An 11,502-nucleotide genomic window follows, 5' to 3' on the forward strand; every position below is an offset into this window, starting at 1 on the left:
GTCACCTCCTCAGATAAGCCCGGCGTCGCGCGCCAGACGGCTCAGGTTGTTATACCCCAGACGGGCATAGGTCAGCGGATGGGCAATCGCCGGATCCTGCTCCGCCTCCACCACCAGCCAGCCGTGATAATCCTGCGCTTTCAGCAGTTGCATGATCGGCGGATAATCCACGCAACCGTCGCCCGGCACGGTAAACACGCCGCTCAGCACCGCATCGAGGAAGCTGGTTTTGCGGTTTTTGACATCCGCCAGCACGTCGGCACGCACGTCTTTGCAGTGAACGTGGTTGATGCGCGACGCCCAGCGCTGCGCCACCGCCAGCGGATCGGCCCCGGCAAAGGTCAGGTGACCGGTGTCCAGCAGCAACCCGACCTCTTCGCCGGTATGGGTCATCAGGTTGTCCACGTCGTCGGCGGACTCAATCACCGTCCCCATATGGTGGTGATAGGCAATCTGCACCCCCTGCTGCTGAGTGTAGCGGGCAAATTCCGTGAGCTTCTCGCCATACTCTTTCCAGCGTGCCTGCGGGAAGCGCGGGCGCAGATGCACCGGCGTCTGCTGCTCGCCGTGAATGCAGCCGCTCACCTCCGCAAATACCAGCACCTTTGCCCCCAGCTCACGTAGCAGCGTCAGGTGAGACTGCACGGCGGCAATCTCCTCTTCCACGCTGCGCTCCAGCAGGCGGCCGGAGTACCAGCCAGAGACCAGTTGCAGATCGTGGCGCTGCAAAATGGGGCCAAGCAGGCGCGCTTCACGCGGGAATTTGTTGCCCAGTTCGAAACCGGCAAAACCGGCCTCTTTCCCCTCACTCAGACAGGTCTCCAGCGGCGTTTCGGCACCAAGGGAAGGCAGATCGTCGTTAGTCCACGTCAGGGGGTTAATGCCTAATTGCACACTCATTGTCGTCTCCATTATGCGTGTCCGCGCTCGCGCCACCAGGCGATAAGCTGCAGGTAATTGTCCCGGATGCGCGCCACCAGCTGCGCATCGTCAATATCGTGTTTCAGCCATGCACGGGAAGCTTCGCCAAACAGCGTGCGCCCCACGGCAAATCCTTTCACCAGTTCGTGCCCTGCCGCGGCGTTAAACCCGGCACGCAGCTGCTCGGCCGGCGCATCCAGCCCGAGGATCACCACTCCACGGCAGTGCGGATCCCGACGCTGGATAATCTCGCTCAGTGCCGTCCAGCCATCGGACGTCAGCGGCGGCAATTTCCACCAGTCCGGGTAAATACCCAGGTTGTAGAAGCGGGAGATGGCACGCAGATAAAGTTCATCGCTGCGCGGCATGCTGGCGGGCAATATCACCTCCAGCAGCAGCTCATGCCCGGACTGGCAGCAGGCGTGGTAGACCTCGGCAATTTTCTGCTCCTGCTCCAGGCGCAGGCCGTGGGCATCTTCCGGGTGGAAAAAGACCAGGCACTTCACCACATGCTCCTGCGGCCAGCTGATAAGCTGGGTGCCGATGTTGCCGTGCTCCATCTCCAGCGGACGGGAGCCCGGCAGCTCAATGGGTCGCCCGATCCACCACCCTTCACCGGTAATGGCGTTGAGCGCGTCCTGACCAAACGTACCGTCACACAGCAGGCCCGCTTTGCCTGCCAGCCCGGCACGGCTCGCCGCCTCGCGGCTGGCCTGCAGGATCAGCTGCTTGAGCGCCGGAATACGTTTGAGCGACGCCCCGCACTGCAGCGCCATATCTTCAAGCTGGCTGCGGTGATCGAACGCCATTACGCACAATTCCGGCCATTCGCGGCGACGGGTGGTGACCCGGTGCAGATGGTTCAGACGCGGGTCGAGATCCGGGCGTGGAACGAGCGCGGCGCGCGAGAGATAGTCATCCAGCTCAATTTTGCTCGGCATCGCCGGGGCGCAGCCGTGGCGCGAGACCACCAGCGCGCCGCAGGCGTTGGCATAGCGGCACGCCTGCTCCCAGCCCTCGTCGTTCAGGTAGCCGCGCAGCAGGCCAGACATAAAGGCATCGCCCGCGCCGAGGACGTTCAGCACCTCCACGCGCACGCCGGTCACCGTCAGGCCGTCATCCAGACGGGCCGGAATGGCACCGGTATAGACCGAACAGCCAAGCGCGCCGCGTTTGCAGACCAGTGTGGCCTGACTCACGGCACGCACCTGCGCCAGCGCCAGCAGGGTGTCCGTGCTGCCGCCCGCAATGTGAAACTCCTCCTCGGTGCCGACAATAACGTCGAAGAGGTGCAGCACCTCCTGAAGTTCACGGGTGACCTGATCGGCCGCGATAAAGCGCGTTTCGCCGTCGCCTAAGGAGGTCAGCCCCCACAGCACCGGGCGGTAATCAATGTCCAGCACCGTGCGCACGCCGTGACGACGGGCGTAGCCCAGCGCCGTCAGCACCGCCTCGCGGGTCTGCGGATGAGAAAGGTGAGTCCCGGTGATGGCAAGACACCGTGCGGAAGCGATGTAGTTTTCGTCCACATCGCTGGCCGTAATAGCCATATCCGCGCAGTTATCGCGATAAAAAATCAGAGGAAAGGTGTCCCGGTCTTTAATGCCGAGTAGCACCAGCGCCGTGAGGCGTGTTTTATCGGTGATCAGATGGCTGGTATCACAGCCCACCTGATTTAGCTCTTCGCGCAGGAACCGGCCCATATGCTCGTCGCCCACGCGCGCCAGCATCGACGAACGCAACCCCTGCCGCGCCGTGCCGTACGCCACGTTGCCGGACGAGCCGCCGAGATATTTGGCAAAGCTCGACACATCCTCCAGCCGCGCACCAATCTGCTGACTGTAGAGGTCTACCGCCACGCGGCCCATGCATATCACATCAAACTGCTTTTCCACGTTGATACCTCTTCAGACAATGTCATTCACGTTCAGCCAGCGGCCTTGCTGGTGTGAGAGTGCGATGGCGTCCAGCACGCGCGAGACCTTCCAACCCTCTTCAAAGTCCGGCCACATCGGTGCGTCGGCGGCAATGCCATCCACCAGGTCACGTACTTCCACCGTTTTTTGATCGTTAAAGCCAATACCGTGGCCTGCACCCATACAGAACGCGCCGTAGTCCGGGTGTGCCGGGCCAACCAGCAGCGTGCGGAATCCCTGACGGTTGACCGGATCGTCATGCAGATAGAGCTTCAGCTCGGCCATGCGCTCCTGAGTGAAGCTGATAGCGCCTTTCGTCCCGGTGATCACATACGACAACCCCATCTTGCGGCCGCAGGCGACGCGGGAGGTTTCAATCACACCCTGCGCCCCGCCCGCGAAACGTACCATCGCGTGGGCCTGATCCTCGTTTTCGACGGCAATCATCTCCGACGACCCGGCCTTCGCCGGACGTTCCGGGACCACAATCTTCAGGTCGCCGCAAACCTGCTCAATCTCCCCCACCAGGTACTGCGCCATATTGACGATATGCGCCGCCAGATCGCCCAGCGCCCCCAGCCCGGCAGTCTCTTTGAAGCAGTGCCAGTGAATGGGCGAAAGCGGGTCGGCCATATAGTCTTCGTTGTGGGTGCCGTAGAAGTGGATCACCTCGCCTATTTCGCCGCGGGCGATTATCTCTTTCGCCAGCTGCGCCGTCGGGTTTTTCATGTAGTTGAAGCCCACCAGGGTTTTCACCCCTGCCCGCTTCGCGGCCTCGACCATCTCACGCGCGTCGTGGGCGTTCAGCGCCAGCGGTTTTTCCGAGTAAACGTGCTTGCCGTGGCGGATCGCCTCCAGCGCCATCTCTTTATGCAGATGGTTGGGCGAGCAAATATCCACTACATCAATGGCCGGGTCGGCCACCAGCGCCCGCCAGTCTCCCGTTGAACGGTTAAAGCCAAACGCCTGCGCGCGCTCTGCCGCTAGCGTCGGGTTTACCTCGGCCACCATCTCACGCACTAGCTTGCCGCGCAGGTTGAACACCGTCGGGGCCTGGGCATAGGCGATGGCATGCGCCTTGCCGATATACCCGGTGCCAATTAATCCAATACGAACCTCTTTCATCGTGATCCTCACAGTGCGCCGCGACGGCTCTTGGCGTAGGTGTCGAACGCCACCGCCAGAACGATAATTAACCCGGTGATAATCTGCTGGTAGTAAGCCGAGACGTTCATCAGCACCAGGCCGTTAATCAGAATGCCCATAATGATGGAGCCGATAATGGTGCCGCCGATGCGTCCGTAGCCGCCCATCAGCGAGGTGCCGCCAATCACCACCGAGGCAATGACGCGCAACTCAAAGGAGATCCCGGCCACCGCCTCGGCGCTCCCCAGACGCGCGCTGAGAATAAAGCCCGCCAACCCCGCCAGACAGCCAATCAGCACATAGACGCTGACCAGTACGCGCTTCACGTTCACACCGGCCAGACGCGCCGCCTCCGGGTTGCCACCGATGGCGTAAACGAAGCGCCCCCAACGGGTTTTGTGCAGCGCCAGATAACCGCCAACGGCGACGATGGCGAAGATCCAGATCGGAATGGAGATACCGAGCAGCTCGCCCCGTCCCCACCAGCGGTAGCCCTGATCGAAACCGGCGATTGGCGCGCCGTCGTTAATCACCAGGGTCAGGCCGCGCCAGATGGTCATCCCCCCGAGGGTGACGATGAACGGCGGCAGACGCAGGCGGGTGACGCCCAGACCATGCAGAAAACCAATCGCCGTGCCCATCGCCAGACAAATCCCCAGCCCTATCAGCCAGCTCATACCGCCCCAGGCGTTCGGGTCGACGGTGGTAAAGTTGTCGCCTTTAATCACGTACGCCGCGGTCATGGCGCACACCGCCAGAATGGATCCGACGGAGAGGTCGATCCCGGCGGTCAGGATGACGAAGGTCATCCCCACGGCCATGATCCCGTAGATGGAGACTTCGGTCAGGATGTTGAAAATGTTGCGTTCAGAGAAAAAATTGCTGTTCTGCGACTGGAAGAAGATCAGCAGCAGGATCATGAAAATCAGCACCCCAAAGCGCTCGAAGAAGGCGATGGGATCGATGCGTCCGGCGCGTTTGACCGGGGCCTGCGTTTTAGAAATCATCTGCGTCATGAGAAACTCCGTTATGCCGCGTTCAGGGCGTTGTGGTTGATGGCCATCATCGTCATCAGCCGCTCTTCGTTGGCATCATCGCCGTGGATCTCGCCGGTGACCCGGCCTTCGCTCAGGGTGATGATCCGGTCAGACACCGCCATCACTTCAGGCAGATCGGAGGAGATCACAATCACCGCCACGCCCTTTTTCGCCATGTCAAACAGCACCTGGTGCACTTCTGATTTGGTCCCCACGTCGATGCCACGCGTTGGCTCATCGACGATCAGCACCCGCGGGTTGAGCGCCATGCAGCGCGCGAGGATCACTTTTTGCTGGTTACCGCCGGAGAGCTTGCGCACCTCCTGCGCACTGTTGACCATCTTGATCTGCAGCGCCTGGCGGTAGGACTCAATCAGATCGTCCTCTTTGCGGGTATTGACGAACCAGCGCCAGTGCAGCAGTGACGAAAGGCAGGAGAGCGACAGGTTGTCGCGAATCGACAGCCCCAGCACCGCCCCCTCTTTTTTGCGATCTTCCGGCACCAGCGCCACGCCCTGATCGAGGGCATACAGCGGGTCGCGCGGCTGGTACGGCACGCCGTCAAGCTCAAAGCTGCCAGAGGTAAACGCGTCTGCGCCAAACAGGCAGCGGGCCACTTCGGTGCGTCCTGCCCCCACCAGTCCGGCGATACCCAGCACCTCACCCGCGTGGACATGGAAGCTGATGTCATGCAGGGCAATACCGTGCGGATCCAGCGGCGGCTTTTCGCGGCTCAGCCCCTTCACGGCCAGACGGATGGGTTTATCCTCATGGTGGGTTTCGCTGGCGGGACGGCGGTTAAACGCCACGTCGCGCCCGACCATCAGGCGGATCAGCTGCTCTACGTTCGTTTCTGCCACCGCGCCGGTGCCGGTGAAACGGCCATCCTGGAAAACGGTGAAACGGTCGCAAAGCTGGAAAACTTCATGCAGGCGGTGCGTCACATAGATAATGCTCACCCCGCGGTTTTTAAGCTCCCGCACCACACGGTGCAGGCTTTCTACTTCGCTGTCGCTCAGCGCGGCGGAAGGTTCATCCATGATGATCAGCCTGGCGTTGAGGGTCAGCGCTCTCGCGATCTCGACCATCTGCTGCTGGGCCACGCTCAGGCGGGCAACGGGTGTGGTCGGCGCGACGTTCAGTTGCAGGTAATCGAGAATGACCTGCGCCTCCTGGTTTACCGCTTTTTCATCGACGATCAGGTTCCGCTTGCGCGGCTCGCGCCCAAGGAACATGTTTTCCGCGACGGTCATGTTGGGCAGCAGGTTAAATTCCTGATAGATGGTGATAATGCCCTTGTTCTGTCGTTCCACCGGGGAGTCATCTACCGGCAGCGTTTCGCCGTTGAACCAGATCTCCCCGCGCGTTTGCGGCTGCGCGCCCGCAAGCGCCTTCAGCAGCGTGGATTTTCCCGCCCCGTTTTCCCCCAGCAGGGCGTGGATTTCTCCCGGCCCGACGGTCAACTGGGCATTGCTCAGCGCCCAGACGCCGGAAAAGCTTTTCGCCAGCTCGGTCACTTTCAGTAAGGGTTGCGACATCAGTCTGCTCCTCCTCATGATGAGCCGCCAAAGGCGGCTCGGGACATATTAGTTACCGGCCTCACCGATACGCTCAGCCTGCTGCAGGTTCTCTTTGGTGATAAGCGTTGGCGGGTAGTCCGCGCCGGTGATGGCTTTCTTCTCACGCACGTTGGCCACCAGCTGGCTCATTGCCGTTTGCACCGCAAAGCCCGGGCGCTGATCCGCAGTCACCGCCAGCCAGCCGTCACGCACGCGAGCCAGCGCTTCAGGAACCGCATCAAAGCCAGTCACCAGTATTTCACCGGGCTTCACGCCCTGGCTCTGCAGGGCTTCAATCGCCCCCAGCGCCATATCATCGTTGGCGGAAAGGATCACCTGCGGGCGTTTCGGCAGTGACGGCAGAACGCTTTCTACAATGCGCATCCCTTCAGAACGCATCCAGTTGCCGGTCTGATCGGCGACGATCTTGTATTTATCGCCACCCGCTTTCAGGCTGTCGCGGATCCCTTTGGTGCGTTCGATGTTGGAAGAGGAACCCGGCTGACCGGTGAGCAGAATGATCTCTGCCCCGTCGGGGAATTTGCTTTTCACGAAGTCGCCTATCGCCTGGCCGCCTTTGTAGTTGTTGGCGCCAAAGTGCGGCACTTTCTTCTGACTGTCGACGGAGCGGTCAAGGGTGACCACCGGCAGCTTCGCATCCTGAATTTCATCCACCGCGCTGGAGACCGCGTTCACGTCGTTCGGGGAGACGATGAACCCCTGCGCTCCGCGGGTGATGGCGTTTTCCAGATCAGCCACCTGCTTTGGTGAACTGCCCTGCCCGTCCAGCACCTGCAACTTGACGCCCATCTCTTTTGCGGCTTTCACCGCCGTGCGCTGCATGTGAACTTCAAACGGCATCGCCAGGTTTGGCGTACTGAAAACAATTTGCTCGTTTTCGGCGAGGGCAGCCCCGGACGTCATGGCGATGAGGGCGGCTAAGATCAGCTTTTTCATTATTATGTCTCTCTGTGTAGGGTGGTTGTGTTTAGAGGACGATCTCGCGCTGGCTACGCAGCGACTCCAGCGCTTTATCCGCAAGGTACAGCGCACGTTCACCATCATCGCCGCTGCAGTCAGGCACCGCTTCGCCGCGCAATACCGCAACAAAGTGTTCCCATTCCGCGGCGTAAGCGGATTTGTAGCGCTGCAGGAAGAAGTGTTCCGGCAGCGCGCTGGTGCAGCCCTGTTTGCCGTAGTGCTGCACCTGATTTTCAAGAATATTGCCCGCGCAGAGCAGCCCTTCAGAGCCGTGCAGCTCCAGGCGCTGGTCGTAGCCGTAAGAGGAGCGGCGGCTGTTGACGATGGTCGCCATTGCGCCGGAGGCATATTTCAGAACGATAAATGCGGTGTCGATGTCCCCCGCCTCGCCAATCGCCGGATCCACCAGGTTACTGCCCTGGGCATACACTGACACCGGCTCTTCACCCATGATGAAGCGCGCCATATCAAAGTCGTGAATGGTCATATCGCGGAACATGCCGCCAGAGACGCGGACATACTCCGCCGGTGGTGGAGACGGATCGCGGGAGATGATCAGCAGCGATTCCGGTTTGCCGATACGCCCGGCCTGGGCGTCGGTTTTCACGCGGCGGAACTGCGGGTCAAAGCGGCGGTTAAAGCCGATGAACAGCGGCACGTCGTACTCTTTAACCACTTTCAGGCAGTCGCGCACGCGGGCGAGGTCGAGGTGTACCGGTTTTTCACAGAAGATGGCTTTGCCATGACGGGCGGCCATTTCAATCAGGTCCGCATGGGTATCGGTCGCCGAGGCGATCAGCACGGCATGAACGTCTGGGTCGGTCATCGCCTCAATCAGGCTCTGCTGGCGGGCCTGATACTGCGTGGCGAGACGGGTGGCAAATTCCTGATTCGGGTCAACCACGGACCAGAGTGTGGTCGCGCTGTGGCTGGCGATGTTAGCTGCATGTACCTGGCCAATTCGGCCAGCGCCCAGTAAAGCAATGTTAAACATAACGGCTCCCGGTGTTGGTGAATGCTGTGAACTAACGACCCTTTAAATAAAACATTTATTTCATTTTTATAAATAGTGAAAATTATGTTTTTGAGTGTGGGTTAACACTTTTGAGATGAATGAGATAAATTTTGTTATCAATCTCACAACATGGGAGGGAGGACATCTTCCCCTCACCCCGGCCCTCTCCCTCAGGGAGAGGGAGGGAAAACCGCACCGAACTATCCCCTCTCCCAGTGGGAGAGGGTTAGGGTGAGGGAAAAAGAAAAATGAAATGAAAATTTCGTTACGGCGGGAAATCTTAATACTGACGTGCTTTTTTCACCTGCGCCTGCGTCTGCGCCGCGGCTTCGCGCACGGCAGGAGACGCCGCTACCTGCGCATCGCCGGTTCGCCACCAGGAGGCGTAATCGTGGGTCATGGTCTTCGGCAGCACTTTGATGTCCAGCAGCGACGGGCCTGGATGGGCGCGGGACGCCTCCAGCGCCGCCAGCAGGCTTTGCTCATCATGTACCCGCCACGCGCGACAGCCGTAGCTTTCCGCGTTTTGCGCGAAATCGACCTTCACCAGCGGCCCGTCAAGCTGCCCGGTCTGCGGGTTACGGTGGCGGTTTTCCGTGCCAAAGCTTCCCATTCCATGTCCCATCTGCAGGTTATTAATGCAGCCAAAGCTGGCGTTATCAAACAGCAGAACGGTGATTTTAATGCCCTCCTGCACCGCGGTTTGCAGCTCGGAGTGCAGCATCATGTAAGAGCCATCCCCCACCATGGCGTAAACCGGTTGCCCGGGTCGGGCAAGCTTTGCGCCAAGCGCTGCCGCAATCTCGTAACCCATGCAGGAGTAACCGTACTCCAGATGATAGGTATCAGGCGTTTTGACCTGCCAGAGGCGCTGTAAATCTCCCGGCAGCGAACCGGCTGCGCCCACCACGATGGCGTTATCTTCAACATGCTGATTAATCAGCCCCAGCACCCGCGTCTGGGTCAGGCGGGTGTTGAGCGTCTCGCCATATTCCGTCAGCTGGGCATCAAGATGGCCCGCCACTTCCGGTGCCTCGTCCGGGTGCCACTGGCGATCCCAGAGACGGCGGCACTCGTCGTGCCAGGCGGCTTTTGCCTGCGCAATCTCCTCTCTCCAGCCGCTGCGATACTCCCTGAGCGAGTGGGTTAAGGCCTGCAGTCCGGTCCGGGCATCGGCAATCAGCGCGGTGGCGTCAAGCTTCAGGGCGTCAAACTCGGCCACGTTCAGCAGCAAAAATTCGACGTCCGGGTGGGAGAAGAGCGCCTTGGAGCCGGTAGTAAAATCGGTAAGACGTGTCCCCACGCCAATCACTAAGTCGGCCTGCGGCGCAAGCTGGTTGGCGGCCATTCCGCCCGTCACGCCCACCCCGCCCATATTAAGTGGGTGGTCACTTACCAGCGCCCCTTTTCCGGCCTGGGTTTCGGCAAACGGCAGATGCAGCGTCTCGACAAATTCGCGCAACGCCTCATGCGCGCCGGAGTAGCGTACGCCGCCGCCGCACACCACCAGCGGACGGCGTTTACGCGCAATCAACGCCTGCGCCTGCGCCAGACGCTGCGGATCTGGCGGTCGACGCTCGATGTGATGCACGCGACGCGCGAAGAAGCTCAGCGGGTAATCCCAGGCTTCGCCCTGCACGTCCTGCGGCAGGCAAAGGGTTACCGCACCGGTATCTGCGGGGTCAGTGAGCGTTCGCATCGCGTTTAACATGGCGCTCATTAACTGCTCCGGGCGATTGATGCGGTCCCAGTAGCGGGAGACCGGGCGGAAGCAGTCGTTGGTGCTGATGCTGAGATCGTGATACTGCTCGATCTGCTGCAACACCGGGTCCGGCTGGCGGCTGGCGTAGATATCCCCCGGCAGCAGCAGCAACGGAATACGGTTCGCCGTGGCGGTCGCCGCCGCGGTGATCATATTGGCGGCTCCCGGCCCGACGGAGGAGGTCACGGCGAAAATGCGCTGACGGCGATGCTGTTTGGCGAATCCCGTCGCCATGTGGGCGATGCCCTGCTCATTACAGCCCTGCATTACCTGCAGATGGCCCGGATCCTGTTCCAGCGCCTGGCCGATGCCCAGCACGTTGCCATGACCAAAAATGGTCGCCACGCCCTCCACGAAGGGTGTTTCAATGCCATCAATGCTGACGTACTGTTGATTAAGGAACCGGACCAGCGCCTGGGCCATGGTCATACGTTCGGTTTGCATAAAACCTCCTGTCAGCCCAGCGTCGGCATGGAGAACGCTGCGCCTGTCTCCTGCTGTATTTCCGGCCAGCGTGCGGTGACGGTTTTCATTCGGGTGTAGAAACGCACGCCGTCGTTACCGTGAACGTTAAGTGCACCAAAAATCGAGCGCTTCCAGCCGCCGAAACTGTGGAACGCCATCGGCACCGGGATCGGCACGTTAACCCCCACCATGCCCGCCTGCACCTCTTCGCAGAAGCGGCGCGCGCAGCCGCCGTCGCGGGTGAAAATGGCTGAACCATTACCATATTCATGGCGGTTAATCAGATCCACCGCGCTGGCGTAATCTGCTACGCGTACCACAGAAAGCACCGGGCCGAAAATCTCTTCCTTATAGATCGTCATCTCCGGGGTGACGTTATCGAACAGCGTCGGCCCGACAAAATAGCCCTTCTCGTGACCCTGCACGCTAAAGCCGCGGCCGTCCACGCGCAGATTCGCCCCCTGTGCTTCCCCGCTGTCAATGTAGCCCAGCACCTTGCTGCGATGTGCGGAGGAGATAAGCGGCCCCATTTCGTTTTCTGGCGTCTGGTCCAGCCCTGGCCCAACGCGCAGCGCGGCAATCTGTTTTTCCAGACGGGCGCAGAGGTCATCGGCGGTGTTATTGTCCACCGCCACAACCCCACGAAGCCGCCCACCACGGTCCCCCCCCGCCCCCCCCGCCCCCCCCCCCACTGCGTGGG

Annotated in this window: 9 protein-coding genes; all 9 read right to left on the minus strand. The window is 60.8% G+C overall.

The window, feature by feature from the left end:
• Positions 1-9: 9 nt before the first annotated feature.
• Positions 10-900, minus strand: a complete 891-nt coding sequence (gene iolE / locus PUZ33_RS12020; RefSeq protein ID WP_047360346.1) for a myo-inosose-2 dehydratase — start codon at positions 898-900, stop codon at positions 10-12.
• Positions 901-911: 11 nt separating this feature from the next.
• The gene (locus PUZ33_RS12025; RefSeq protein WP_013098252.1) at positions 912-2,816 is read right to left on the minus strand and encodes a bifunctional 5-dehydro-2-deoxygluconokinase/5-dehydro-2-deoxyphosphogluconate aldolase; all 1,905 of its coding nucleotides are present in this window, start codon (positions 2,814-2,816) and stop codon (positions 912-914) included.
• A gap of 12 nt (positions 2,817-2,828) precedes the next feature.
• Positions 2,829-3,962: a Gfo/Idh/MocA family protein gene (locus PUZ33_RS12030; protein WP_023620385.1), complete on the minus strand. Its 1,134-nt coding sequence runs from the start codon at positions 3,960-3,962 to the stop codon at positions 2,829-2,831.
• Between the two features lie 8 nt (positions 3,963-3,970).
• Entirely contained in the window at positions 3,971-4,999 is a 1,029-nt protein-coding gene (locus tag PUZ33_RS12035; protein WP_013098254.1) for an ABC transporter permease, read from the minus strand.
• Between the two features lie 11 nt (positions 5,000-5,010).
• Positions 5,011-6,558: a sugar ABC transporter ATP-binding protein gene (locus PUZ33_RS12040; RefSeq protein WP_029882255.1), complete on the minus strand. Its 1,548-nt coding sequence runs from the start codon at positions 6,556-6,558 to the stop codon at positions 5,011-5,013.
• A gap of 48 nt (positions 6,559-6,606) precedes the next feature.
• Positions 6,607-7,536 (minus strand): sugar ABC transporter substrate-binding protein, encoded by a 930-nt coding sequence (locus tag PUZ33_RS12045; protein ID WP_013098256.1) that lies wholly within the window; start codon positions 7,534-7,536, stop codon positions 6,607-6,609.
• Positions 7,537-7,567: 31 nt separating this feature from the next.
• Positions 7,568-8,554, minus strand: coding sequence for an inositol 2-dehydrogenase (gene iolG / locus PUZ33_RS12050; protein ID WP_013098257.1), 987 nt, complete (start codon positions 8,552-8,554; stop codon positions 7,568-7,570).
• Between the two features lie 301 nt (positions 8,555-8,855).
• Positions 8,856-10,781, minus strand: a complete 1,926-nt coding sequence (gene iolD, locus PUZ33_RS12055; RefSeq protein WP_252107588.1) for a 3D-(3,5/4)-trihydroxycyclohexane-1,2-dione acylhydrolase (decyclizing) — start codon at positions 10,779-10,781, stop codon at positions 8,856-8,858.
• A gap of 11 nt (positions 10,782-10,792) precedes the next feature.
• A partial coding sequence (locus PUZ33_RS12060; RefSeq protein WP_274205317.1) for an aldehyde dehydrogenase family protein occupies positions 10,793-11,502 on the minus strand: 710 nt, incomplete at its 5' end.

The sequence above is a fragment of the Enterobacter cloacae complex sp. 2022EL-00981 genome (assembly GCF_028737495.1).
Taxonomy (GTDB): domain Bacteria; phylum Pseudomonadota; class Gammaproteobacteria; order Enterobacterales; family Enterobacteriaceae; genus Enterobacter; species Enterobacter cloacae.

Bases quoted from the DNA above. Each gene is read 5' to 3' on its own strand.
- iolE (WP_047360346.1), bottom strand. From the start codon at position 900: ATGAGTGTGCAATTAGGCATTAACCCCCTGACGTGGACTAACGACGAT.
- PUZ33_RS12030 (WP_023620385.1), bottom strand. From the start codon at position 3,962: ATGAAAGAGGTTCGTATTGGATTAATTGGCACCGGGTATATCGGCAAG.
- PUZ33_RS12035 (WP_013098254.1), bottom strand. From the start codon at position 4,999: ATGACGCAGATGATTTCTAAAACGCAGGCCCCGGTCAAACGCGCCGGA.
- PUZ33_RS12040 (WP_029882255.1), bottom strand. From the start codon at position 6,558: ATGTCGCAACCCTTACTGAAAGTGACCGAGCTGGCGAAAAGCTTTTCC.
- PUZ33_RS12045 (WP_013098256.1), bottom strand. From the start codon at position 7,536: ATGAAAAAGCTGATCTTAGCCGCCCTCATCGCCATGACGTCCGGGGCT.
- iolG (WP_013098257.1), bottom strand. From the start codon at position 8,554: ATGTTTAACATTGCTTTACTGGGCGCTGGCCGAATTGGCCAGGTACAT.
- iolD (WP_252107588.1), bottom strand. From the start codon at position 10,781: ATGCAAACCGAACGTATGACCATGGCCCAGGCGCTGGTCCGGTTCCTT.